This window comes from Terribacillus saccharophilus, assembly GCF_046592595.1.
GTDB lineage: Bacteria > Bacillota > Bacilli > Bacillales > Amphibacillaceae > Terribacillus > Terribacillus saccharophilus_C.
In genome coordinates, this window is the sequence record NZ_JAWVPF010000006.1 from 253,747 (window position 1) to 278,070 (window position 24,324).

Annotated in this window: 30 protein-coding genes and 1 riboswitch; of the genes, 19 read left to right on the plus strand and 11 right to left on the minus strand. The window is 44.2% G+C overall.

Annotation, left to right across the window (positions count from 1 at the left end; all coding sequences use genetic code 11):
* The first annotated feature begins 70 nt into the window (after window positions 1-70).
* On the plus strand, window positions 71-1,012 hold the full coding sequence (locus tag SFC25_RS12335) for a siderophore ABC transporter substrate-binding protein (protein WP_411215564.1): 942 nt from the start codon (window positions 71-73) through the stop codon (window positions 1,010-1,012).
* Window positions 1,013-1,055: 43 nt separating this feature from the next.
* Here the strand turns inward: SFC25_RS12335 and SFC25_RS12340 are convergent, their stop codons facing one another.
* Window positions 1,056-2,123: a nitric oxide synthase oxygenase gene (locus SFC25_RS12340; protein WP_411215565.1), complete on the minus strand. Its 1,068-nt coding sequence runs from the start codon at window positions 2,121-2,123 to the stop codon at window positions 1,056-1,058.
* A 138-nt stretch (window positions 2,124-2,261) separates the two neighbouring features.
* On the opposite strand from SFC25_RS12340, the gene SFC25_RS12345 reads away from it, so the two are divergent.
* The 9 genes from SFC25_RS12345 to SFC25_RS12385 all read left to right on the plus strand — a co-directional run bounded on the left by SFC25_RS12345 (window position 2,262) and on the right by SFC25_RS12385 (window position 11,965).
* Window positions 2,262-3,326, plus strand: a complete 1,065-nt coding sequence (locus SFC25_RS12345) for a methyl-accepting chemotaxis protein (RefSeq protein ID WP_411215566.1) — start codon at window positions 2,262-2,264, stop codon at window positions 3,324-3,326.
* Between the two features lie 234 nt (window positions 3,327-3,560).
* Window positions 3,561-4,745 carry an MFS transporter gene (locus SFC25_RS12350; RefSeq protein WP_411215567.1) on the plus strand — a complete coding sequence of 395 codons (1,185 nt, stop codon included), beginning with the start codon at window positions 3,561-3,563 and terminating at the stop codon, window positions 4,743-4,745.
* Window positions 4,746-4,810: 65 nt separating this feature from the next.
* Window positions 4,811-5,371 carry a GNAT family N-acetyltransferase gene (locus SFC25_RS12355; protein ID WP_411215568.1) on the plus strand — a complete coding sequence of 187 codons (561 nt, stop codon included), beginning with the start codon at window positions 4,811-4,813 and terminating at the stop codon, window positions 5,369-5,371.
* 364 nt (window positions 5,372-5,735) lie between these two features.
* Window positions 5,736-6,758: a cytochrome aa3 quinol oxidase subunit II gene (gene qoxA / locus SFC25_RS12360; RefSeq protein WP_411215569.1), complete on the plus strand. Its 1,023-nt coding sequence runs from the start codon at window positions 5,736-5,738 to the stop codon at window positions 6,756-6,758.
* Between the two features lie 20 nt (window positions 6,759-6,778).
* Window positions 6,779-8,728, plus strand: coding sequence for a cytochrome aa3 quinol oxidase subunit I (gene qoxB / locus SFC25_RS12365; RefSeq protein ID WP_411215570.1), 1,950 nt, complete (start codon window positions 6,779-6,781; stop codon window positions 8,726-8,728).
* A 16-nt stretch (window positions 8,729-8,744) separates the two neighbouring features.
* Window positions 8,745-9,356: a cytochrome aa3 quinol oxidase subunit III gene (gene qoxC / locus SFC25_RS12370; protein ID WP_095218366.1), complete on the plus strand. Its 612-nt coding sequence runs from the start codon at window positions 8,745-8,747 to the stop codon at window positions 9,354-9,356.
* Window position 9,357: 1 nt separating this feature from the next.
* Window positions 9,358-9,678, plus strand: a complete 321-nt coding sequence (gene qoxD / locus SFC25_RS12375) for a cytochrome aa3 quinol oxidase subunit IV (RefSeq protein ID WP_038564835.1) — start codon at window positions 9,358-9,360, stop codon at window positions 9,676-9,678.
* An 89-nt stretch (window positions 9,679-9,767) separates the two neighbouring features.
* Complete coding sequence (locus SFC25_RS12380) at window positions 9,768-10,907, plus strand: acyl-CoA dehydrogenase family protein (RefSeq protein ID WP_411215571.1); 1,140 nt, start codon at window positions 9,768-9,770, stop codon at window positions 10,905-10,907.
* 71 nt (window positions 10,908-10,978) lie between these two features.
* On the plus strand, window positions 10,979-11,965 hold the full coding sequence (locus tag SFC25_RS12385) for a ketoacyl-ACP synthase III (RefSeq protein WP_411215572.1): 987 nt from the start codon (window positions 10,979-10,981) through the stop codon (window positions 11,963-11,965).
* 48 nt (window positions 11,966-12,013) lie between these two features.
* Here SFC25_RS12385 and SFC25_RS12390 read toward each other — a convergent pair whose 3' ends face one another.
* Window positions 12,014-12,460 carry a DUF2512 family protein gene (locus SFC25_RS12390; RefSeq protein WP_095224362.1) on the minus strand — a complete coding sequence of 149 codons (447 nt, stop codon included), beginning with the start codon at window positions 12,458-12,460 and terminating at the stop codon, window positions 12,014-12,016.
* Between the two features lie 127 nt (window positions 12,461-12,587).
* On the opposite strand from SFC25_RS12390, the gene SFC25_RS12395 reads away from it, so the two are divergent.
* Window positions 12,588-14,030 carry a SulP family inorganic anion transporter gene (locus SFC25_RS12395; RefSeq protein WP_411215573.1) on the plus strand — a complete coding sequence of 481 codons (1,443 nt, stop codon included), beginning with the start codon at window positions 12,588-12,590 and terminating at the stop codon, window positions 14,028-14,030.
* Window positions 14,031-14,058: 28 nt separating this feature from the next.
* Here SFC25_RS12395 and SFC25_RS12400 read toward each other — a convergent pair whose 3' ends face one another.
* The gene (locus tag SFC25_RS12400; RefSeq protein WP_411215574.1) at window positions 14,059-14,496 is read right to left on the minus strand and encodes a GtrA family protein; all 438 of its coding nucleotides are present in this window, start codon (window positions 14,494-14,496) and stop codon (window positions 14,059-14,061) included.
* A 150-nt stretch (window positions 14,497-14,646) separates the two neighbouring features.
* Here SFC25_RS12400 and SFC25_RS12405 point away from each other — a divergent pair, with 150 nt between their 5' ends.
* Window positions 14,647-15,441 (plus strand): VLRF1 family aeRF1-type release factor, encoded by a 795-nt coding sequence (locus SFC25_RS12405; protein ID WP_411215575.1) that lies wholly within the window; start codon window positions 14,647-14,649, stop codon window positions 15,439-15,441.
* A gap of 37 nt (window positions 15,442-15,478) precedes the next feature.
* Here SFC25_RS12405 and SFC25_RS12410 read toward each other — a convergent pair whose 3' ends face one another.
* From SFC25_RS12410 to SFC25_RS12445, 8 genes are all read right to left on the minus strand, one after another.
* Window positions 15,479-15,658 carry a 2-hydroxymuconate tautomerase gene (locus SFC25_RS12410; RefSeq protein ID WP_411215576.1) on the minus strand — a complete coding sequence of 60 codons (180 nt, stop codon included), beginning with the start codon at window positions 15,656-15,658 and terminating at the stop codon, window positions 15,479-15,481.
* Between the two features lie 13 nt (window positions 15,659-15,671).
* A complete protein-coding gene (locus tag SFC25_RS12415; RefSeq protein WP_411215577.1) occupies window positions 15,672-16,088 on the minus strand; it encodes a Fur family transcriptional regulator in 417 nt (138 codons plus the stop codon).
* Between the two features lies 1 nt (window position 16,089).
* The gene (locus SFC25_RS12420) at window positions 16,090-16,956 is read right to left on the minus strand and encodes a metal ABC transporter permease (protein ID WP_411215578.1); all 867 of its coding nucleotides are present in this window, start codon (window positions 16,954-16,956) and stop codon (window positions 16,090-16,092) included.
* Entirely contained in the window at window positions 16,953-17,681 is a 729-nt protein-coding gene (locus tag SFC25_RS12425) for a metal ABC transporter ATP-binding protein (RefSeq protein WP_411215579.1), read from the minus strand. The genes SFC25_RS12420 and SFC25_RS12425 overlap by 4 nt, the downstream gene beginning before the upstream one ends.
* A 269-nt stretch (window positions 17,682-17,950) precedes the next feature.
* Complete coding sequence (locus tag SFC25_RS12430) at window positions 17,951-19,021, minus strand: YhgE/Pip domain-containing protein (protein WP_411215580.1); 1,071 nt, start codon at window positions 19,019-19,021, stop codon at window positions 17,951-17,953.
* Window positions 19,022-19,074: 53 nt separating this feature from the next.
* Window positions 19,075-19,497 (minus strand): MarR family winged helix-turn-helix transcriptional regulator, encoded by a 423-nt coding sequence (locus SFC25_RS12435; protein ID WP_411215581.1) that lies wholly within the window; start codon window positions 19,495-19,497, stop codon window positions 19,075-19,077.
* 129 nt (window positions 19,498-19,626) lie between these two features.
* Window positions 19,627-19,950, minus strand: coding sequence for a spore coat protein (locus SFC25_RS12440; protein ID WP_411215582.1), 324 nt, complete (start codon window positions 19,948-19,950; stop codon window positions 19,627-19,629).
* Between the two features lie 12 nt (window positions 19,951-19,962).
* The gene (locus SFC25_RS12445; protein ID WP_411215583.1) at window positions 19,963-20,202 is read right to left on the minus strand and encodes a hypothetical protein; all 240 of its coding nucleotides are present in this window, start codon (window positions 20,200-20,202) and stop codon (window positions 19,963-19,965) included.
* 110 nt (window positions 20,203-20,312) lie between these two features.
* On the opposite strand from SFC25_RS12445, the gene SFC25_RS12450 reads away from it, so the two are divergent.
* The 7 genes from SFC25_RS12450 (at window position 20,313) to SFC25_RS12480 (ending at window position 24,313) form a co-directional block, all read left to right on the plus strand.
* Window positions 20,313-20,672 (plus strand): arsenate reductase family protein, encoded by a 360-nt coding sequence (locus tag SFC25_RS12450; RefSeq protein ID WP_411215584.1) that lies wholly within the window; start codon window positions 20,313-20,315, stop codon window positions 20,670-20,672.
* A gap of 83 nt (window positions 20,673-20,755) precedes the next feature.
* Window positions 20,756-21,145 (plus strand): glycine cleavage system protein GcvH, encoded by a 390-nt coding sequence (gene gcvH / locus SFC25_RS12455; RefSeq protein WP_175074628.1) that lies wholly within the window; start codon window positions 20,756-20,758, stop codon window positions 21,143-21,145.
* Between the two features lie 143 nt (window positions 21,146-21,288).
* Complete coding sequence (locus tag SFC25_RS12460; protein WP_411215585.1) at window positions 21,289-21,639, plus strand: toprim domain-containing protein; 351 nt, start codon at window positions 21,289-21,291, stop codon at window positions 21,637-21,639.
* Window positions 21,640-21,711: 72 nt separating this feature from the next.
* Window positions 21,712-21,957: a thioredoxin family protein gene (locus tag SFC25_RS12465; RefSeq protein ID WP_411215601.1), complete on the plus strand. Its 246-nt coding sequence runs from the start codon at window positions 21,712-21,714 to the stop codon at window positions 21,955-21,957.
* Between the two features lie 86 nt (window positions 21,958-22,043).
* The gene (locus SFC25_RS12470) at window positions 22,044-22,373 is read left to right on the plus strand and encodes a hypothetical protein (RefSeq protein WP_411215586.1); all 330 of its coding nucleotides are present in this window, start codon (window positions 22,044-22,046) and stop codon (window positions 22,371-22,373) included.
* Between the two features lie 59 nt (window positions 22,374-22,432).
* A riboswitch (SAM riboswitch) is annotated at window positions 22,433-22,534 on the plus strand.
* 95 nt (window positions 22,535-22,629) lie between these two features.
* The gene (locus SFC25_RS12475) at window positions 22,630-23,652 is read left to right on the plus strand and encodes a methionine ABC transporter ATP-binding protein (protein ID WP_411215587.1); all 1,023 of its coding nucleotides are present in this window, start codon (window positions 22,630-22,632) and stop codon (window positions 23,650-23,652) included.
* On the plus strand, window positions 23,645-24,313 hold the full coding sequence (locus SFC25_RS12480) for a methionine ABC transporter permease (protein WP_411215588.1): 669 nt from the start codon (window positions 23,645-23,647) through the stop codon (window positions 24,311-24,313). The genes SFC25_RS12475 and SFC25_RS12480 overlap by 8 nt, the downstream gene beginning before the upstream one ends.
* Window positions 24,314-24,324 lie beyond the last annotated feature (11 nt).

The following is a 24,324-nucleotide window of genomic DNA, read 5'->3' on the forward strand; positions in this document are numbered from 1 at the left end:
CCGTTATGAAGCTAACTGCCTTTCATGGCCAGCATAATTTACACAAAAAAGAAAAAGGAGATTAGATAAAATGAAAAAACTAACTTTGCTGATGACAGGTCTACTATTCGTTCTTTTACTAGCAGCATGCGGAAGCAATGCAGATAGTGCAAGCGGTGCAGATAAAGAGGATGAAAAAATAACAATCAAGCATGAATTGGGTGAAACAGAAGTATCGAAGAATCCTGAGAAGATCGTTACTTTCGATATGGGTGCTCTGGATACCTTGGACAAGCTTGGTGTTGATGTAGCTGGTGTTCCACAAGAGAATCTTCCTGATTATCTTTCCAAGTACAGTGGTGACGAGTATGAAAATGTCGGCGGTCTGAAAGAGCCAGATTTAGAGAAAGTCGCTGAAATGCAGCCGGATGTCATTTTCATCTCTGGGCGTCAAAGCGATTATTATGAACAGCTTAGTGAACTTGCACCAACGATTTACATTGGTGTTGATACAACAGACTATATGAACTCATTCAAGAAGAATACAGAGATAATTGCACAAATCGTAGGTAAAGAAAAAGAAGCGGAAACAGCACTTGGTGAAATTGATGATGCAATTGCTGATTTGAAGACGAAAGCAGAGAGCATGGATGGTAAAGCATTGATCACACTAGTGAATGATGGCAGTGTGAGTGCATACGGCAAAGCTTCCCGTTTTGGTGTCATTCATGATGTTTATGGTGTGCCTGCTGTTGATGAAACAATTGAATCCTCTACACACGGTCAGAGCATCGGTTTTGAGTATATTTCAGAAAAGAACCCGGAGTATCTGTTTGTAGTCGATCGTGGAGCAGTTGTAGCAAATGGTACATCTTCAGCAGAAAAAGTGTTGGATAATGAATTGGTAAATGGTACGAATGCAGCGAAGGAGAACCATATTACTTACTTGAGCCCAGATTACTGGTATCTATCTGGTGGTGGACTGGAATCTGAAATGGAGAAAGTGAAAGAAATTTCTGATGCAATTAAATAAGAAAGAAATAAAAGCGCAAATGCTGTGAAGCATTTGCGCTTTTTCAGTATATATCCTCTTGGTGGAAGTAGTTTGGCTTGATGATTGTATTCTTATAAGGTTTATGGAAGACATGAGTTGCCGCAGGCGACATTGGTGGAATGAGCCAGCTCCACATGCCTGTCACATCACGCCCGGCTTTTTGTTCTTGCTTTTCAAAATGAGCAAATTGCTTAGCAGCTGTATGGTGATCGACAATCGTCACACCTGCTTTTTGGAACGATTGAAGGACTGCGACATTTAATTCAACTAATGCACGATCTTTCCAAAGTGAGGATAGCTTACTTTGGTCAAGTGCAAGAACCTCTGCCACTTTCGGCAGCATATGATAGCGATCCTCATCGGCCAGATTTCGTGCGCCGATTTCGGTTCCCATATACCAGCCATTGAAGGGGGCTGCGTTATAGGTGATGCCGCCGATTTCCAGTTTCATATCTGAAATGATCGGAACCGCGTACCAGCGTAAGTCCATATCAGCTATTGCGGGATATGCATCATGCTCGATACGGACTTCTTTCACGATATCTGCTGGAATTTCTTGAAGTACCGGTGGCTGGTCACCAACTTGGACGACTAGCGGCAGAATGTCGAATGCGGTTCCTTTGCCTTCCCAGCCAAGAGCTTTGCATACATTGGTGAAACGTACAGAAGCAGGATCTCCAATAATGCCATGCTCTGTCTCATACCCGGCATAACGAAGCAATTGATGATTCCAGATCCGGATATTATCATTTGGTGCAAAGATCGTGATCATCGGCTTTATTTTCCCGCCGTTTGTTGCTTGTTCAATATGACGGAACAGCTTCTGTATTACTTCTTCTGCATCCAATGCTCCCCGTGCATCATTTATCTGAAGCCCGTTCCAGAACAAGCGGCCTATACATCGGTTCGAATTCCGCCACGCCATTCTTGCGCCATGCTCCAGTTCTTCTGTTGTATGGGTATATGTAGAGTTTCGAATAATGTCATTACTGATTTCGGATAAGCGTTGCTGTATTTCTATATCGGACTTTCCGAGTTCCTGATAACTTGTTCGAATAAATTCTGTTGCTTCTTGTAATAGTTCTTGCATAGGCAGCTGCCTCCTTTAATCAGCTTGAGTATAGCATGTGGAAAGTGAAAAGACGTTAAGAGGAAGAAATTGTAGAAAAAGGTTCATGAATGGCGCGTATCAGCCGATATAAAGAAAAGAGGGGAAGGGGGAAGAATAATGAACAAAAGACATATCATTAGTATGATGAGCCTAGGGTATCTTTATGCTGTATTGCTGTTCCTTCAAAATGAAAGGGTTTTCTTACTGGAGTGGTGGATCAATCTTATCATTGGACTTATACTGGCAGGGGGAAGTCTCACATATATCCTTCTATATAAGAAGGAAGTGATGGAACCGACAGCTGAGCATACAGTTGAAATTCAGATTCCACAAGAAGCAGCCGCAACGGTTGAGCCTGTTATAAAACATGAAAATGATGCAGCATTGATTAAGCTGGAACAGACGGGTGATGCATTGCAGCAAATTGTAACTGCTTTAGAGGAAGTGACTATCGGTTCAGAGAATCAATCCCATGCTTCAGCAGAGCTGGCAGCAACAATGCAGAAGTTCGCTGAGAACGTCATGATGGTAGCATTAAAAGGGGAAGATGCAAAGCAGGTTGCTGTCGAAATGGATGCATTGACAAAAGAAGGTGCATCACATATGAATGATTCTGTCAGTCATATGGAAACGATAACGTCTAAAATAGCTTTTTCATATGATAAAGTCAGAGGCTTGAATGGCAAAACCGACCAAATCAGTGCTTTACTGAAGGCAATCAAGGATATTGCGGAACAGACGAATCTGCTTGCGTTGAATGCTGCGATCGAGGCGGCTAGGGCAGGGGATCAGGGCCGCGGATTCGCAGTGGTGGCAGATGAAGTACGGAAGCTCTCCGACCAAGTACGGGTTGCTGTAACGGATATCACTGGTGTTTTCCAAGCTATCCAAACAGAATCAAAGGAAGCAGTCGACGCTCTTGGTGCTGGTAAAGAGGCGGTTGTTGCTGGTTCAGATAAGATCACGACGACCCAAAGCACATTTGAACAGCTGCAGGCGGAGATAACTATAACCAGTAATCAAATCGAAGCCATTGCGACAGCGATGTATGAAGTTCTCGATAATACACGAGGTGTAACAGACAGTATCAATAGCATTGTATCTGTTGCGGAACAAAATGCAGCAAGCATGCAGGAAGTGACTGCGATCACGCAGGATATACAGCAAAACTTCAACAAATGATCCAAAAGCGGCCTGCGAGCCGCTTTTTTTTATGGAAACATTGAACGTCCCTGCAGCAATAAACATTATTCATCTCAGGAGAAATACCCATTCTGACAAAGCTTAAAACCTGTTAATTTTTTTGGATGCGCTTCCTATAATTTTTTTGTTGATTGACTGGGTTATGGTTTGAATAGATAGCTTTTCTGTTGTATCGTAAGCGGATGATTATGTCAGAAAAAAGGAGGAGTTATCATGTCTCTTGCAGGCAGACAATTTAAACCTGCGACAGTGATTGCGGTTCTGATGATCTGTGCTTTCTCAATCGGAACGACAGAATATGTCGTCACTGGCGTACTTACTCATATCGCCTCCGATCTTGGAGTGACAATCGCATCAGCTGGTCTTGTGGTAAGTATGTATGCTCTTGGAGTAGCAGTATTTGGTCCGCTGATGACAACCTTATCTGTGAAATTGCCGAGGAAGCCGATGCTGCTATTATTCATGCTGCTTTTCATCATCAGTAATGTCATCAGTGCGGCAGCGCCGAACTTTACTGTGCTGCTTATATCGCGCGTCGCTTCCGCTTTCATGCACGGACCTTTTTTTGCGCTTGCTTTTGTAATGGCCAGCGATCTTGTCGAACCACGCAAACGGGTCCAGGCAATTGCAGCTGTTAATGGCGGTCTTACAATTGCCATCATGATCGGCGTACCATTTGGAGCCTATCTCGGGTCCCTGATTGAATGGCGTCTCGTATTCTGGATGATTGCCGTTCTTGGAGTGATAGGACTCATCGGGCTGCTTATTTGCGCACCGAATACCAAACCGGCAGAAACACCGCGCATCAAGCAGGAGCTTAGTGTATTCAAGCATAAACAGGTGCTGCTGACGATAGCTATCATCATCTTTGGCTACTCCGGTGTATTTACTGCCTATACTTTCATTGAACCGCTGCTGCGGTCTGTTACTGGCTTTGGAGGCGTTGGTATCATGATCAGTCTCTTCTTCTTCGGAATGGGAAGCGTAATCGGTAACTTTTCAACGCCGCGTCTAGCAGCCGGCAATGTGACCAGAACACTGATCTATGTGTTTGCGACATTGACTGCCATTCTATTATTGTTCCCGCTGGCAACACCATATGCTATCACCGCTGTCTTGATAATTGGGCTATTCGGTGCCGGGGCTTTCGGAACAACACCATTATTGCAGTCGAAAATCGTTATGGCTGCAAAAGAGGGGCCGACAATTGCGGCGGCCGCAAGTGTGTCAGCGTTCAATCTGGCAAATGCAGGCGGTGCTTATATAGGTGGTCTTGTACTGGATGCAAATCTTGGATATACATGGCTTTCGATTATCGGAGCAGGTATTTCCATCATAGGAATTCTATTATCTGCAATATCTTATCGAGAAGAGAAAAAGCATCCAGAGGCAGCCTGAATTCTATTGCAAGCCCCAGAATCTTCCTTCATACTAGAATAAATTTCTAGGAGGGGAAGCAGAGCATGAATCCAATATTAAGAGATTTCAAGACTAGTATCGAAACAGACCGTCTTATTATCAGGGCACCTAAGATCGGCGATGGCAAAGCGGTGAATGAAGCTATCAAAGCTTCTCTTCCGGAGCTGCAGCGCTGGATGCCATTCGCGCAGGAACTGCCGACACCGGAAGACACGGAGGAAAATATCCGGGAAGCAGTGGCAAATTGGATCAACCGGACTAATTTACGCTTGCTTATATTCCGCAAGGATACTGGAGAATTTATTGCGTCCAGTGGTTTTCACGGGATAGACTGGGATGTTCCGAAAGTCGAAATCGGATATTGGATGGATACCCGCCATACCGGCCAAGGTTTCATGACAGAGGCCGTTGAAGCACAAACGGAATATGCCTTTACAGAGCTCGGTGTCCGGCGGGTCCAGATACTCTGTGACGAAGAAAACAGTGCAAGCCGGGCAGTTCCGGAACGGCTCGGCTACAAGCTGGAAGGAATACATTATGCTGACAGCCTCCATGTAGATGGAAAGACTGTGCGTAATACTGCGTATTACAGCAAGACCAGATAATGGGCGGTAAACCACAAATTGTTGCGGATTTACATAAAACGTTCAAATTTTGTTCACTACTTATTCTTATTCTCGCTTTTTGCCGGTGTTAGAATGAAAAATGAACTGTTTACTTACCAGGCAAGTCTGGTCTTTTTGGCTGCTTTGTATTACACTAGTTTCTGGATTGTTGTCAGACACTGTCTATTCGATAGTGTGATAGTGTGTTTCTGACTGGGATTCTGTCACTCCTTCGGGAGATACGGAAGCCTCATTGTGAAATACTTATCAAAACCCTATTATAGCGGATATGGTTGTTTTCCTATGCAGAGGGAAAACAAGCGTTTTCGTGAATTCAGGTAAAGAAAGGAAGGGAAGCAGGCGCATGCTTAAAAAATTGAAACCCTTAAGTCTTCTATTGTTCCTTGCCCTGCCGCTAATGCTCGCCGGCTGTTCTACACCGGAAGTGCTTGATCCGAAAGGACCAGTGGCAAGTCAGCAGAGTGACCTTATTATTCTATCAATCATCTTTATGCTTACAATCGTTGCGGTTGTATTCGTACTTTTGACGATTATCCTTGTCAAGTACAGAGAAAGAAAGGATCACGACAAGTACAGCCCTGAGCTACACGGCAGCATGCTGCTTGAGACGATCTGGACGATCATCCCGATCATCATCGTAGTCATTTTGGCTGTTCCAACTGTCAGAACGATCTATTCATTAGAGGAAGCGCCTCAGCCGAAAACCGCTGAAGCAGCGAATGAAGATCCTCTAGTAGTACATGCAACATCCATCAACTGGAAATGGGTATTCACCTATCCAGAGGAAGACATCGAAACAGTGAACTATCTGCACATTCCGATTCACCGTCCGGTGGAATTCAAATTGACATCTGCTGATTCCATGGCTGCTCTATGGATACCAAGCCTAGGCGGTCAGAAATATAACATGGCAGGCATGCAGACAACGCTTTATCTGCAAGCAGACCACGTTGGCACGTACGATGGACGAAACGCTAACTTCACAGGTGAAGGCTTCAATGAACAACGATTCAAAGTCTACGCCGATGAAGAAGCTGATTACCAACAGTGGGTGGAAGACGTACAAAACTCCGCTCCAGAACTGACACAATACGAGTATGACAATCTTCTGATTCCTGGTGTTTATGACGGAACAGCTGAATTCAATGGTACGCATTTGCAATGGATCGACCATTCACAAAATGCAGACTACACATTGGAAGCATGGGATCGACTAGGCTATGAGCCGAAAAATCCGCATGCGAAAGACAAATCTCAAAACATCTTGCCTGAAGACGAAATTCCGTACTATCAGCAAGACAATACTGTAGACAACTCGGATGAAGACATGGACTCTGAAGAACATGCACATGCGGGTCATGAGTAACAGAGAGAGGGGGAAGAGTTTTGGACTTAAAATGGAATGAGTTTATCATTACCGGCGATCCATTGATCCTGGGCGCACAGATCAGCATCTTGCTCGGTGGAATCGCCGTTGTAGCTGCCCTTACTTACTTTAAAAAATGGAGCTGGCTATGGAAAGAATGGCTGACTTCTGTTGATCATAAGAAACTGGGTATCATGTATATCCTTAGTGCCCTATTAATGCTTTTCCGCGGCGGTATCGATGGTTTGATGATCCGTACGCAGCTTGCTAAGCCAGGAATGGAATTCCTGGATCCGCAACACTACAACGAGGTATTCTCGACACACGGTGTTATCATGATCCTTTTCATGGCGATGCCATTCTTGATCGGTTTGATCAACTATATCGTACCTTTGCAAATCGGTGCACGTGACGTTGCATTCCCGTATTTGAACAACTTGAGCTTCTGGACATTCTTTGTCGGTATGGCTCTATTCAACATCTCCTTCATCATCGGTGGTTCACCTGACGCTGGCTGGACTGGTTATACGCCGCTTGCGACAAATGAATTCAGCCCAGGTCCTGGTCAGAACTACTACTTGCTAGCAATCCAGATTGCTGGTATCGGTACATTGATGACAGGTATCAACTTCTTCGTTACCATCCTTAAGATGCGTACGAAAGGTATGACACTAATGAAAATGTCCATGTTCACATGGACTACTTTGATCACAATGCTGATTATCATCTTCGCATTCCCAGTGCTTACAGTTGCACTTGCTATGCAGACATTTGACCGTCTATTCGGTTCCGTACTCTTCACCTTGCAAGGTGATGGTAACCCAATGCTTTGGGTCAACCTATTCTGGGTATGGGGTCACCCTGAAGTATATATCGTTATTCTTCCTGCATTCGGGATCTTCTCTGAGATTATCTCGACATTTGCAAGAAAACAGCTATTTGCTTATAAAGCGATGGTTGTGTCCATTGTGACGATTTCTGTATTGAGCTTCCTTGTATGGGTTCACCACTTCTTCACAATGGGTAATAGCGCTGAAGCGAACAGCTTCTTCTCTATTACAACAATGGCTATCTCGATTCCAACCGGGGTTAAGATATTCAACTGGTTATTCACGATGTATCGAGGGCGTATTACCTTTACGACTCCGATGCTTTGGTCCCTCGCTTTCATCCCGAACTTCGTAATCGGTGGTGTAACAGGGGTAATGCTTGCGATGGCTGCGGCTGACTATCAGTATCACAATACGTACTTCCTAGTATCTCACTTCCACTATGTGCTGATCTCGGGTACTGTATTTGCTTGTTTCGCAGGTCTGATTTACTGGTATCCGAAAATGTTCGGACATAAATTGAACGAAAAAATCGGCAAATGGGCTTTCTGGATTTTCGTTATCGGCTTCAACGTATGTTTCTTCCCTCAGTATTTCCTAGGGTTGGACGGTATGCCAAGACGTATTTCCACTTATTTGCCGGAAGATGGCTGGACAGGACTGAACATGATCTCCACAATCGGTGCGTTCTTGATGGGTCTTGCATTCATCATCTTCGTTTACAACATCTATTATAGCTGGAGATATTCACCAAGAGAGAAAACTGGTGACGCTTGGGGTCTTGGACGTAACTTGGAATGGGCGACAACTTCGTCTATCCCGCCGCATTACAACTTCGCTGTTCTTCCTGAAGTAACAGGTCTTGATCCTTACTGGGATATGAAGGAAAAAGGTCTTGATCAACAGAAGAACACGGATTATAAACCAATTCACATGCCTAGCAACTCTTCCATACCGGCAATCATGTCAGTATTGATGGGTATGGCAGCATTCGGACTTGTATTCCAATGGTACTGGATCGGTATTGTAGGTGCTGTCGGTATCTTCATTACTATGATCGTTCGTTCATTCGATTACAATGACGGCTACTACGTCAGCGTAGAAGAAATAAAAGAAACAGAAGCGAAAGCGAATAAATAAAGGAGGTTGTGAAGAAATGGCACATGATCACAATGTGAACCCCAACGCGCCATTGGAATACCAATCAGAAGCCGGCCGGTTGAACATCACCGGTTTCTGGACCTTCCTTGGTGCAGAGATCGCTTTGTTCTCGACACTATTCGCGTCTTATTTCGCATTACAATCACGTGTAGGCGACGGACCAACATCCATCGAGATGTTCGAAGCTGGCCTAGTCATGATTATGACAATGCTGCTTCTTACAAGTAGCTTCACTTGCGGACTTGCGATTCACGAAATGCGTGCGAACAATGTAAAAGGTGTTATTGGCTGGATGATCATCACACTTATCCTAGGTGCAGGATTCATCGGCTATGAGCTATACGAATTCGTACATTATGTACACGAAGGTGTTACACTAGGAACTAGTGCACACTGGTCTATGTTCTTCATCTTGCTTGGTACACACGGTCTTCACGTATCAATTGGTATCGGCTGGATCATTCTTCTTCTGATCCAACTTGCAAGAAGAGGACTTACACCAAAAACGGCATCAAAGGTCTTTATCTCTAGTCTCTATTGGCACTTCTTAGATGTTGTGTGGATCTTTATCTTCACATGCGTTTACTTGATGGGGATGGTGAATTAATATGAGTCAACAAACGAAAAAAGGACATTTCCCTTGGAAGCATATCATCGGATTCTTGATCTCAATCGCGTTGACACTTGTAGCCTTCGCAACAGCGCTGTGGACAGACTGGTCATCAACAACGATCTTCATCATCATCTTGATTTTCGCTGTAATCCAGGCTGCTTTGCAGCTCGTTATGTTCATGCACATGACGGAAGGAGAAGACGGCGGTTTGATTTCCGGGAACACACTTTTCGGATTCTTTATCGCTATCGTCATCATTGTCGGTACTTACTGGCTGATGACTTCTGGTCATATGCACATGGGTATGAGTATGTAACACACATAAAACCCGCTCTCCTGAGCGGGTTTTTTTGTATTCTTTTCTTCTTTTCACTAAAATAAAGAAGATAGAAGAGGAGGTTCGGCATGATTATTGCAAATGATGAACATATTCTTACAAAAGCGAAACAAGTATCTGAGGTTGCAAAAAAATACAAACAGCTTGGTGATGAACAGGCACGTTTGGCGCCGCAAGTAGTAGATGCTTTTCGAACGACAGCTTATACATTGCTTACTGTACCGAAAGCACAAGGAGGAGACGGAGCGAATCTCCATGATTTCTTAATGGCGCAGGAAATTGTAGCCGCTGGTGATGGAGCAGCTGCATTGTCGATAGGGTGGCACTTGAGTACGATGCAGGACTTATGCGAAAGTGCAGATTGGCCAGAGGGTATGTTCGATACATTCTTGAACGAAGTTATTCAAGCGCGTAAAATTGTCAATCGTGCAGCATCTGAGCCAAAAACGGGAAGTCCTACTCGAGGCGGTGTTCCTGAAACAAAAGCTGTGCGGGACGGCAATGATTATATACTTACTGGGCGTAAGACATTTACATCCATGGCTGCTGATTTGGATTATTATCTCGTTACAGCATATGTGGAAGAAGACGAGACGGTCGGAAGCTTTTTAATTGCCAGGGAAATAAATGGAGTACATGTCGAAAAAACTTGGAACCCGATGGGTATGCGTGCAACTGGGAGTGACGATCTAATTCTGGACCAAGTAAGGGTACCAGCAGATTGTTACGTGGAAAGAGCTCGTAAGAAAACCGGACCAAAGGGGTCATTGCTGCATATTCCTGCTTGCTACTTAGGCATTGCTAAAAGTGCACGTGAAGAAGCTGTGTCGTTTGCTAAAGACTTTCAGCCAAACACATTGGATAAACCGATTATCAGTGTAGCTCATATCCGGGAAAAAATTGGTGAAATGGACTTGGAGCTAATGCAAGCAAGACATTTTATGTATCATGTTGCCAGCTTGTGGGATAGCTATCCTGAGAAGCGGCAACTTATGGGGCCGGAGCTTGCAGCAGTAAAAGTGAACGCAACAAAAGCGGCTGCTAAAGTAGTTGATCTGGCAATGCGGATTGCTGGGGGCAGAGGACTTTCAAAGACTCAACCCTTTGAACAGCATTATAGGGACGTACGTGCAGGCTTGCATAACCCGCCGATGGACGATGCTGTCTTGGAACTGCTGGCTTCCCATGCCGAGAAAAAAGATAATTAAATTTCTCTTTTTAGTACCAGGTATTAAAACTAGATGGTATAATGGAGGCAGATGTGAAGGAGGCAGATAATATGGAATCCAAAGCACGTGTAACAGCGATTGGAACATATATCCCGGAAAAGGTATTGACCAATGCAGATTTTGAGAAAATGGTCGACACTTCCGATGAGTGGATTGTGCAGCGTACAGGTATCAAAGAAAGAAGAATCGCTGCTGAAGATGAGTATGTAACAGATCTATGTGAGAATGCTGCAAGAAACCTTGCGAAGAACTTCAACAAATCCCTGGATGATGTGGATTTGATTCTTGTCGCTACAGTGACAGGTGAATACAAATTCCCAAGTGTATCCAGTCAGCTTCAAGCAAGACTTGGATTGAAAAAAACAGGTGCACTCGATTTGGGAGGCGCATGTGCAGGCTTTGTTTACGGTCTGCATATGGCAAACGGATTGGTTTCATCTGGTTTGCATAAGAAAGTACTTGTTTTGGGCGGAGAGACTTTGTCCAAAATCACCGACTATACGGATCGTACAAGCTGTATTCTATTTGGTGACGGTGCAGGAGCTGCACTAGTAGAATATGATGCTGAAAATCCAGGCTTCTTTGGTTTCCATATGGGTACAAAAGGAGAAGGCGGCCGTCATCTCTACCAAACAGGTTTGTCCACTACATTGAACGGGGAAGAGCTTACCAACCCAGGAAAACTGGTTCAAAACGGTCGCGAAGTGTATAAATGGGCTGTTTCTGGTGTGCCAAAAGGCGTTAAGAAACTAGTGGAAGAAGCAAATATGTCACTGGATGATATCGATTGGTTCATCCCGCACAGTGCCAATATGCGGATGGTTGAATCTATTTGTGATCGTTTGGACTATCCAGTCGAGAAAACACTGACAAGCATGGCTTATGCCGGCAATACATCTTCAGCGACAATACCATTGGCATTTGATTTCGCTTTACAGGAAAACAAGGTCAAAGATGGCGATACAATGCTGCTTTATGGATTCGGCGGCGGACTGACCGAATGCGGTATCATCATCAAATGGGATCCAAAAGCATAAAAAAGAGCCCGTGGAGAAATCTCCACGGGCTTTCTTCATGCAATGGCTTCAGGAATCCTTATGAGGTCCGCGTATCGGCAAATCCCCAGCGATCTTCGCACGAAACTGATCCAAAAAAATAACATTATAATACTGATCTTTGCCATTTCGGATCACATATTTACGTACGTAAGCATGCAAAAACGTCCCATCCAACCATGCAAGAATCAAGCTTGCTGGTATCGCACTTACCAATGGATGTACAGGACCATCAGTTGCCAGAACGATAAGCATCCAGCTGACAATGGTGAAGAAAATGCAATCAAGCCATCCTGTTGTCTTATTTGCTTTGCTCGGCAGTAATAGCATGTCGATCAAATAGCCTATTACAGTGAGGATCATTGTAAGCTGGAATACCTTGGTAAAGGATAATTGATAGATTAAACCTGCGAAAAGATAAAGGATCGCGAATGCGAATATTCCTTTCAGAAGTATGGCTTTGACATGTTTCATCATTGTTCACCTGCTGCTTTTTTTATACAATATGTCCAGTTTCGGTTACTGGTATACACAGCTGCAACAGTTCTAAAGAATATGGTATAATAACCTGCTGTAAGTTTAGAGATAGGAGTTTATGTCGTACATGATTACAAACATAAAAGAAGCATGGTTTTCTAATGTACCAAAGGATGTTTTATCAGGAGTTTTAGTAGCCTTAGCACTTATTCCGGAAGCAATCGCTTTTTCCATTATTGCCGGCGTCGATCCGATGGTTGGATTATATGCCTCCTTCTGTATCGCCGTTGTCATTGCGTTTGCAGGAGGACGGCCAGCGATGATATCTGCTGCCACTGGTGCGATGGCACTTGTGATGGGAAGTCTTGTTGCAGATCATGGATTGCAGTATCTTTTCGCTACAACCATACTGACAGGGTTCATCCAAATCTTATTCGGTATCTTTAAAGTAGCGAGGTTGATGATCTTTATTCCGCGGCCGGTCATGATAGGCTTTGTTAATAGTTTAGCTATTTTAATCTTTATTGCGCAGCTCGTTCATTTCGAGGGCGAGTCATGGCAAATCTACGCTTTCGTGGCGGGGGCACTAGTGATCATCTATGTGCTGCCGCGTTTTGTGAAAGCTATCCCATCGCCGCTTGTTGCAATTGTCATTATGACTATAATCGCCGCAGTCACACATAGTTCAACAAAAACAGTGGGTGACATGGGAGAACTGAAGCAGGCTTTGCCGTCATTCTTTATCCCAGATGTTCCATTCAACATGGAAACACTGCAGATTATCTTTCCTTATGCTATCGCTTTAGCCATAGTAGGACTGATGGAGACATTCCTGACTGCACAGCTGCTGGATGAGTATACAGATACAAGCAGTAATAAAAACCGTGAAGCACGCGGGCAAGGTATTGCTAATATTGCCGCAGGCTTTTTCGGCGGGATGGCTGGCTGTGCTATGATCGGACAATCTGTCATCAATGTGAAAGCTGGCGGCCGGACACGTTTATCTACCTTTATTGCTGGTGCTTTCCTAATGCTGCTTATTATCGTCTTCCAGGATGTCTTGGTCCAAATTCCGATGGGAGCACTTGTTGCGGTTATGTTCATGGTCAGTATCGGAACGTTTGACTGGTCATCGGTACGTAACCTGCATCGGATGCCATTGACGGATGCAGCGGTCATGATTGTGACCGTAGCAGCTGTGCTTTGGACGCATAATCTGTCTGTCGGTGTTATTATTGGAGTATTGATGAGCGCTGTGTTCTTTGCAGCTAAAATATCAAAGGTGGATGTCAAAGAAACACAAGGAGAACAAAAGGTATATATGGTAAAAGGACAGCTGTTCTTTGTTTCTGTGACCGACTTCCTAGCTTCCTTTGAGCCGAAACAGGAAAATGCCAAGCATATCGTTCTGGATTTCCAAGAAGCAAGATTATGGGACGATTCAGCTGTGGGAGCATTGGACAAACTGGTAATGAAATATCGGGAATATGGGATTCGGGTGGATGTTCGAAATCTCGACCATGCAAGCCAGGCATTGGTCGATCGGCGTGCAGCTTATACCCAGGCATGAAAATAGGCGTATACCATTTGGTATACGCCTATTTTTTTCGTTTGAACACAACGTACTTCATGAACAGGAAGCTGCTTGCAGACGAGAGGAACATAGCTGCGCCTTTGGCTATATTATTTTCTACATATGCCGGAATGGTAACAAATGTCATTTCTCGCAAAACTGCAAGACCAGCTATAAAGACAATATTGCTGATTACTAGAGCAACTAATGCTTGAGCGAAGAACAGACCTTTTTCAGCTTTACTGGATCTTTTTTGCTTGCGGAACGTAAATCTCGTGTTCCAATAATAACTGTTCCATATACATACTAAATAACTGATTGTATTGAAAAGCAGCAGCAAAAGATTATTTTTTGTCGGCCAGATAAGTAGTAATATATTGAGCACGACGAGGTCCACTGCCGCATTTAATACGCCAATAGACGTAAATTGGAGGATTTGAGTACGGGTCCTCTTTAACATCATTTATCACAGCCTTCAAGTTACATAGTTCGATCTTAACATCATTCCCTTATTTCCTTCTTTTTTAACGTTTCAAGCTGCTTATGTGTGGTATGTAGTGCTATATGCTAGTTTTACTTTACTAAGCAAATTTGGAAGAGGAGTGATTGCAGTTTGTGTTACGCAAAGGACATGGAGAAACTCGCACAAAAAGCCAAGAGCCACCCTCAGAAAGTACTTAGCATGTATGTGAATACGGATCCAGCCAACCGTGATCAAACAGGTGGCGAATGGAAGATTCACGTTAAGAATGGTTTGAAGAACTTCGAAACATATCTTAAGAATGACCCTCAGGAGCTGGAGCAATTCCTAAAAGTGAAAGAAAAGGTGAAAGCGTTCCTTGAGGATAACGGACAGAGCATGAAGAAAAGCTGCGTCGTGTTTGCATCAGCGGATGACATTTGGTTTGCGGAATGCCTCCAGATGCCAGTGACGACAGAATTCCATTGGGAAGATGAACCAAAGCTTGGGCAATTTCAGGCATTGTATGAAAAATTCCCGGAATCAGGGGTTATTCTCGTTCAGAAAAATCAAGTTAAAGTAATTGATGCCGTTTTAGGAAAAATAAATGATACAAAGCTATATGAAATGGATTTGGACACAGAGAAATGGAAGGTGCAGGCAAGTCCGCAGCGAGCATTATCCATCAAGGGAAAGGGCGGGAAAGGATCGAAGAAGGACACGATCGAGAACCGCTTGGAAGCCAACCAGAAGCGCTGGTATAAATCGCTTGCACCAGATCTTGATAAGCTTGCAAAAGAGAATGAATGGAAGAGCATCCACCTTGTTGGAAATAAAGAGGAAGCAAGATTGATTGAAAGCTATATGCAAAAGCAGGTCCAGCAGACGGAAGGGAAGAATCTTTTCGAGCAGGAGGAACGGAAAGTGCTGGAGGAAGTGATTCTATAAGAAAAGCAGCATGCCACACGGGCATGCTGCTTTTTCATTAGGATAGGCGTTTTCCTGCGACACCGTAATTTGCTTTGTTCATTTCCTCGATGACGATTGAGACTGCTTCGGCACGGGCGCCTGTAGTTTCGACCATCACCTCGGTCATTTTCTTTATCATTTGTTCTTTCTGTTTATCCGTACGGCCTTCCAGCATTTTAACTGTGATGATTGGCATATATATCGACTCCTTAGCTATTGTGACACGTCGGGCAAAGACCATAAAGCTCGAAAGCGTGTGTATTTACATGATAATCCGCAAGCTCTTCTGTGTAAACCGGGAGCGGACATTTCTGGAGCGGTTTGGTCAAGCCGCAGCTTTCACAGATGAAGTGGTGGTGATGCGTACCACTTTTACAAGCGATCTTAAACAGCTTCTCTCCATTTTTTTCACGGGATTCGAGCAGCTCCAGCTGTTCGAAAAGGCGGAGATTGCGGTAAATCGTATCCAAGCTGATACCAGCATAGCTGGTTTCCATGAATGCAAGGAGGGCTTTAGCACTTCGATAGCCTTTGGCATGAATGAAATAGGAGAGGATATCCGCCCTTTTGTCGGTATATTTATGACCATTTTCCTTCAGAATCGCAATGCCTTCATCTACTTGCATATCAGGAAACTCCTTTCTCGAATGCAGTTTTTCGTTTGTTCGCAAGCAGCAGCTTTTGAACGATGAAACTTAACAGAAGAATCAGGATAGATACGACTACAATAGTACCACCTGGCGGTATTTCAAAATAATAACCTGAGAACAGGCCGACAATAACGGATGTCTCTCCGAAGAGGATAGCCAGTATCATTGCCTGTTTGAATCCTTTAGCCAATCGGATTGCTGCAGCTACAGGTATTGTCATCAGGGCAGAGACGAGCAATACACCAACGATCCGGATACTTGCTGCAATGACAAGGGCAGTCAGCAGCATGAAAATGAAATGGATAGCTCTTGCATGCAAGCCGCTGACACGCGCATGCTCTTCATCAAAGGAAAGCACGAGCAGCTGCTTATAAAGAACTCCGATTACGATCAGGACAATAATCGAGATGATCACGATAACACGCAAATCTTCACTGCTGACAGCAGACACAGAGCCGAACAGATAAGAAAACAGATCTGTCGTAAAGCCATTGGCCAATGATATGAAAATGACACTCAATCCGACTCCTCCGGAAAGGATGATCGGAATCGCGATTTCCTGGAAATTTCGGAACATACTGCGAAGCTTCTCGATTAGCAGAGAAGCAACAACCGAGAAACCAAGACCTGCATAAAACGGTGAGATCACAGGTGTTGCAAGCTTTTTCTCGAGTAAGAGACCGAATGCGATACCGGCTAGTGTTACATGCGATAGTGCATCCGCAATCAGGGACAGTCTGCGTACAACGATGAAACAGCCCAGTAAGGGTGCTATCAAGCCGATTAGCAGACCCGTATATAGTGTATTTCGTAAAAATTCAAATTGAAGAAAATCAGCAATCATGCATGAATACCTCGCAATACATGTAAATCGGATTCAGGCAGGCTGAATTGGTCCGGGCTGCCTTCGTATTGTACTTGCTGATCCAAATAAACCAGCTTGGATGCGTATTGTGCAATACCGGCCAAATCATGTGTGATCATAACCAAAGTAAGTCCTTTTTCCTCATTCAGCCGCTGCAATAATTCGTAAAAGCCTTTTACATTGGCATGGTCGATTCCAACAGTCGGTTCATCGAGTATGATCAGTTCCGGCTGGCTGACAAGTGCTCTGGCGATGAAAACGCGCTGCTGCTGGCCTCCAGATAAACTGCTGATATTTTCATGCAGATAATCACTCATATCCACTTGAGCAACAGCTTGCTTTACAGCAGCCCGGTGCTTCGCGGAGAATCTGCGGAAATAACCGATCTTTGGGGTAAGCCCCATGGAGACTACTTCGAAAACAGTTGCTGGAAATCCTTTATTGAAGGCATTTGCCTTTTGGGAAACAAAGCTGACTTTATTCCAATCCTTAAAGGAAGAAATAGACTGCCCGAATAGCTCGATGGAGCCTTTGTTCGGCTGCAGCATCCCCAGAGCCAGCTTGATCAATGTTGTTTTGCCTCCGCCGTTTGGACCGATCAGACCGAGGAAGTCACCTTTTTTAACTTGAAGAGATACCTCACGCAAGGCAGCCTTCTGTTCATATGAGAAATTAATAGTATCTATTTGAAGGATAGATGTCATTTTCTATCACCTTTCTAATCACGTACTTCTTCACAAAGAACTATTCTATCGTAATCATTTCGATTTGTAAATCATAATCGTTTCGATTTAAAGATGGATGAAAAATTAATCCATCACATTAACCCGTATAGGGTATGAAGCGGCAGAGTTGATATCGTGTATAATAACGCGCTTGGCACGAAAAATGACATGAAAGAAGCAATAGAAGAACAAGACCATGAGGTAATGGCATAAGAAAATCCTCCGCATTCTGAATGCGGAGGATTTATTTATACTGCTGCAGCTTTTTCGTCCTTTTTGACGAATTGGACAGGCTGCTGTTTTTTGAGCATTAATGCTGCACATGTAAGTAAGAATGTAATAACCAGAATCAATCCAAGATGAAGGATTGCTGATGAAACACTTTCTCCAGCATAGATTAGCTGAGTGAAGCCTTGCACTCCATTAGAAGCTGGCAGAGCAGCGCCTATGACACGGAATACCGGAGACAATAGATCTGTCGGAATGATATTCCCTGCAGCCATCAATTGGAACGGAATCATAGCAACGTTGAATAAAGCGCCAGCATTGCCGAAGATAGCGAAGCTCATTTGGGTGAAACTGATGCAGGCAAAAACGACTAGCAGTTCGAATCCCCATAGCTGCATATAGGAAGCGGCTGTATCATTAGCAAAATAGGGAATGGTAACAGTGATTGTCGAGACGACAAGCCCGATAATCAGCAATAGAAGCTGTTTGTTCCAAAAGACCTGCCATTTGCTGAATTTACGGTTCACGATTTGTGTAACGATGTTCATTTGGATATTCATGGTCATGACAGCGATGAATACGATGAAACCAAGAATCATGGGAACCATGGAAGTAGCGAAGTTGCTGATATGATTTTCTTTGATGATGTCCGCTTGTACATGCGAGCCGCTCATAGAAGCTGTCATCTGTCTTGCTGTACTTTCAGCTATGGACAGAGCGACCTGGGAATTAGAGCTGTTCATATAAAACTGTAAGGAAGTATCGCTTTGTTTTGCTAAGCTTTCAGTGAATGCATCAGGAATGACAATCAGCATCGTGATGTCATTTTGATCAAGCTGCTTCTTCGCATCCTCAAAAGAGGTAAGTTCTGCATCGAATGGCAAATTGTCGATCATCTGTTCAGCTACTGCATTTGCTTGCTCCCCATCTTCATTGACAACTGCAGCCTGCAAACGGTCCAGGTGATCAGTTGCATCATGATAGCCTGTCAGCCAGATGATGGAAAAAAGTAACGGGACAATAATGGCAAAGGCAATGCCGACTTTCGTATTCGGGATCTTGAACATCTCCCGCAAAGGCTGTAAATTCAAAATAAAAACTCCTATCTATATTAGTTGCACGTGCATGTATTTAGCGAAAAAAATCACTGCAAATTCTGATGCAGCTTTCGAATCAGATTATGCAGCAATTCTATATCTCTCGGTTGAAAACCTAGATAAGCATGATTTTCGATTTCTTCTATCTTTGGTTTGATGTCTTTGACCAGTTCCCGTCCTTCTGCTGTAATTTGCAAACGGATTGCCCTGCGGTCGTGTATATCATGTCCGCGGGTGACCAGTTCCTTTTTGACAAGCTTGTCAATTATCTTCGTAACGGTAGTCTGTTCTCTTTCCGTTAAGTCGGCGAGCTCTTTTTGGGTGATGTCATCCTGCTTGTCGAGCTCTGCAATAAGGGAGAATTGTTCCGGTGTCAGCTCAAACTCCTGAAGCATGCGGGATGTTTCCCGTTTCAGAGATAGGTAGGTCCGGGATAGAAGCAGTCCTAGTTCATCTTGTGTCCTGCTCATGGTCCGCTCCTTTCAGATAGCTCAAATAGTTGCACATGCAAGTATATTACAGATTTGTTATCGGCACGTCAATATTTTTTTTGGATATAACACAAAAAAGGACAACCAGCAGCTGATTGTCCGTTTGACTCATGTATAAGGAAGTTCTTGTCGCATTTTACTGAATTGCTGATAAGCTTGGTCCACTTTTTGCTGCGGCGCTTGTTCCAGGCTGTACCATCCATGCTGGAACATCAGATTATACAAATTACGCTGGGAATCCTGTGTTTCCTTGAATATACGCGCTACTGTTTCATATAACGACTGATTGCTCATTTCGTTAAGCGCCGTTGAGTACGAAGCGGTCATATACTTTTCGGTAGCAAGCAGGTCAGTTACATGATCCCGGTCGTTCATACTTTGCGTTGTCGGGACTGGTGTCTGCGGATTCTGTATCTTTTGGTTCTCTGGCATAGCTTTCCCTCCTTAATTGAGCGGTTTTGTCTTCAGGTGCTCCAATAACATATCATAATGGCGCTGATGCATCTGTCCGATAGTATGCAGCGCCTCTTGGGCATCTGTCAGCTGCACTTCACCGGCTGCGTGCTGTGCTTTTTTAGCTGCATTCAAGTTCCAGTTCAGCATATCACTCAAGTACAATAAATCTTTTCCTGAAATCATCTCTGGCGGCTGCAGCATAACGTTTTGCGGATTTTCTGCTGACATGGGATCCCTCCTTTTTCCTTTTTATCGTACCCGGGATCCTGCTGATTATTCTGTGCGAAAGATGTAAAGGACTATGCTAAAATAGCAGTATGAAAAGGAAGGAGATCTCTATGTTCCGATTTTATTGGTACCCGAATTGCAGTACATGTAAAAATGCAAAGAAATGGCTGGATGCGAATGACGTATCCTATGAAGCGATACATATCGTAGAGAACCCGCCTAGTCCAAAGACGCTGCAGGAAGCCGCGGATAAAAGCGGATTACCGCTTACCAAGCTGTTCAATACAAGCGGAAAGGTATACCGGGAGGGCGGCTATAAGGAGAAAATCAAAGAGGCGGATGATGCCCAGCTCAAGACATGGCTATCCGAAAATGGGATGCTGATCAAGCGCCCGCTTTTAATTGGAGAGAAGTCAGCAGCGGTCGGTTACAAGCCAGAAGCATACGAGGCTGCAACTGCTTCAAATTAAGCTGAAACAGTGGTAATTTTATCTATTACCTCTTATAGTAAATATGTTAGCTATTCTTGTAGAAAATAGGTGGAGGAATAATAATGAGCAACTTACCGAAAGATCTACGTTACACTGAGGAACATGAATGGATTAAAAAAGAAGATGGCAATCAGTACCGGATCGGTATTACCGACTTCGCCCAGGATGAACTCGGGGACATCGTATTCGTGGAACTTCCATCCGTCGGTGACGAACTGAAAGCAGACGAGCCATTCGGAAGCGTCGAATCTGTCAAAACAGTGTCTGAGCTGTATGCTCCGATCAGTGGTAAAGTCGTAGCGGTGAACGAAGACTTAGACGACAGCCCTGAATTCGTAAATGAATCCCCATACGAGAAAGCATGGATGATCGTAGTGGAGGCAGACGATGAAGCGGCGTATGAAAGCTTGCTATCTGTAGAGGATTACGAAGGACGGATTAAAGAGGACTAATTTATTTATGTCCTTGTTGATATCTGTTAGCAAGGGCGGCGGTCTCTTTTCATATACTATGGCAAGCGTTCATTGCGAAGCTGCCTTAATAGGGGCGCGGGCAAGGAAGCAATCAAATATCGATCAGAATAGGTGATGCCAGTATGGGTGATGAAGAAAAGGTCATTATCGTAGAAGGACGCTCGGATAAAGAGCAGATTAAGAAGATCATCGATGAGGAAGTAACGATCATCTGCACCAATGGTACATTGGGCATCGAGCGGCTGGAACAGCTGTTGTATGACTATGACTTAGATCACAAGCAAGTATATATTATGGTGGATGAGGACAGTGCTGGTCATAAGCTGCGAAAACAGTTGGCCCGGGAGCTGCCGCATGCCCAGCATATTTACGTAGACAGAACCTATCGAGAGGTAGCGGCGACCCCGGCTCCGGAATTGGCCACAGCCCTGCTTAGCAGAAGTATCATGGTGCATCCATTCTTCCTTGTCTGAAGAAAGAAGGGATGAATTATCAACGTTATCAAAACAGCGGTCAAGTCAGTAACACAGCAGGAGCAAGCAAGCATATTCGTGCATACACCTTTTTGCGGTACATGCCAGCTTGCCGAAAAAATGCTTCTTGCAGTGGAGGCCATAACAGACCAGGAATTTTATCATAAACTGAACGCCTCTCTTTTTCCTGATTTTATGCAGGAAAATCAGATAGAAAGTGTACCTTGCCTCATCATTTTCAAGGATGGGGAAGTTCAGGAAAAAATATATGCGTTTCATTCTGTCCAGCATATGCTGGCGAAGGCCCTGAGTGAATAAAACAGCTTTCCAATTTGGAAAGCTGTTTTTTCTTGCAGGAAATCTGAACAAGAAGAGCTAAATACAGTGTAGGGAGGGGATGGCGGATGATCATCGAAAAACTGGCAAAGCTCAAGCATCAGATCGAGGTGAGGGAGGATTTGCTGCCTTTATGCAATGACAAGCGGCTGAAAGTTTTCATTGAATGGGAAGATGCCCATTTTGATTTGCATATAGATAAAAGCAGCCTCACGACACCAGCTTCCAAGCCTTATGGCATTTTACATATACGCACCGATGAGCAGACACTGGAAGGGCTCCTTACCGGCGAGGTACAGCTTCGCAGTATCCGCAACAGACAAGTCGTGGACGGCGATTATCAGCATATCCTGCTTGTTGAGGCTCTTCTGTTTCTGGGAGCTCAAGGAAGTATGTAAAATATGTTGACAAAAATATTGACTAGATGCTAAACTCCTTTTAGCAATCATATATCTAACTCTTATCAAGAGTGGCGGAGGGACTGGCCCGATGAAGCCCGGCAACCACAGGTTTTCCTGTATGGTGCCAATTCCTGCAGGGAAACCTGTACAGATGAGAGAACAATTATCGAACGCAGCTGCGTCTTTTTGTTCTCTGGACAAGAAGACGCTTTTTTTATGCTTATAAAGCAACACGAGGAAGGAGGAGCGGAAATTGATCACTATCAAAAACCTCTCCAAGACATATCGCACGAAAAAGCAGAATATTACAGCGGTCGATCAGCTTAATCTTACGATCGATTCAGGTGAAATCTTCGGCGTGATCGGCTACAGCGGTGCTGGGAAAAGTACCTTCGTACGACTGCTGAACCGTCTCGAAGAACCGACTGCTGGTGAAATAATAATCAATGGCAAGGATATCGTCAAACAGCGAAAAAATGAACTTCGACTTGCCAGACAAGAAATCGGGATGATCTTCCAGCATTTCAACCTGCTATGGTCCCGTACTGTGCACCAAAATATTGCTTTCCCATTGGAGATTGCAGGTGTGCCGAAGAAAGAAAGAAAAGCAAAAGTTGATCGTCTGATCGAACTAGTTGGATTGAAGGGACGCGAAAATGCCTATCCTTCCCAGCTGAGTGGTGGTCAGAAGCAGCGTGTCGGCATTGCGAGGGCATTGGCTAACGATCCGAAAGTGCTGCTTTGTGATGAAGCAACATCCGCACTGGATCCGGAAACAACAGATTCCATCCTTGATTTGCTGGTGGACATCAACAAACGACTCGGTCTGACTATTGTATTGATTACGCATGAGATGAATGTAATCCGCAAAATCTGCCACCGTGTAGCAGTTATGGATACAGGTAAGGTTGTGGAACAAGGCGATGCAGCCCATGTGTTCCAAAACCCGCAGAAGGAAATTACGAAGCGATTCGTACAGCAGCTGGATGGAAGCGAACAGTATGACTCTTTGTCTGCAGCAGTAGTAAAAGAAGGTACAGGCACCATCGTGAAGCTTTCCTTCTCTGGAGAAAACGTGAATCAGACTGTTGTCAGCCAGACCGCGAAAAAATTTGATGTTGATATCAATATCCTGCAAGGAAATGTGCTGCAGACACAAACCGGAGCAGTCGGTAATCTGTTCCTGCAGCTGGTAGGCAGTGAAACGGAAGTGGAGAAGGCACTGGACTTCATCCGCGCGGCGAACGTAAGAGCGGAGGTGCAGGAACTTGTTTGAGAAGTGGTTCCCGAATGTAGATATTGCAGATTTGAATACAGCCATCTATGAGACATTCTATATGACGATTCTTTCCTTGATTGGTACATTCATCATCGGTATAATCCTTGGTCTTTTGCTTTATCTGACCAGTAAAGGAAAGCTGTGGGAAAATAAAGTGGTCTACGGCATAGTGGCAGCAGTCGTCAACATATTCAGGGCAATACCGTTTATCATCCTGATATTGCTTTTGTTCCCATTCACCGATTTTGTAGTCGGTACGATCCGCGGCCCGGAGGCAGCATTGCCTGCGCTTATCATCGGATCAGCACCTTTCTATGCACGATTAGTCGAGATTGCATTGAAGGAAGTGGACAATGGCGTAGTGGAAGCTGCGAAGGCAATGGGTGCTAAAAACAGTACAATCATGTTCAAAGTACTGCTGAAAGAATCCATGCCAGCACTTGTTTCTGGACTTACGGTAACAGCAATCGCCCTTATCGGCTCTACGGCAGTTGCAGGTGTTATCGGAGCGGGCGGCTTAGGTGACTTTGCTTACTTCTACGGCTTCCAGCGCCGTCAATTTGATGTTGTATTCATCTGTACGCTATTGATCGTTATTGTGGTATTCGTCTTCCAATTCATTGGAGACTTGATTTCAAACAAATTAGATAAACGATAAAGGAGAGGATT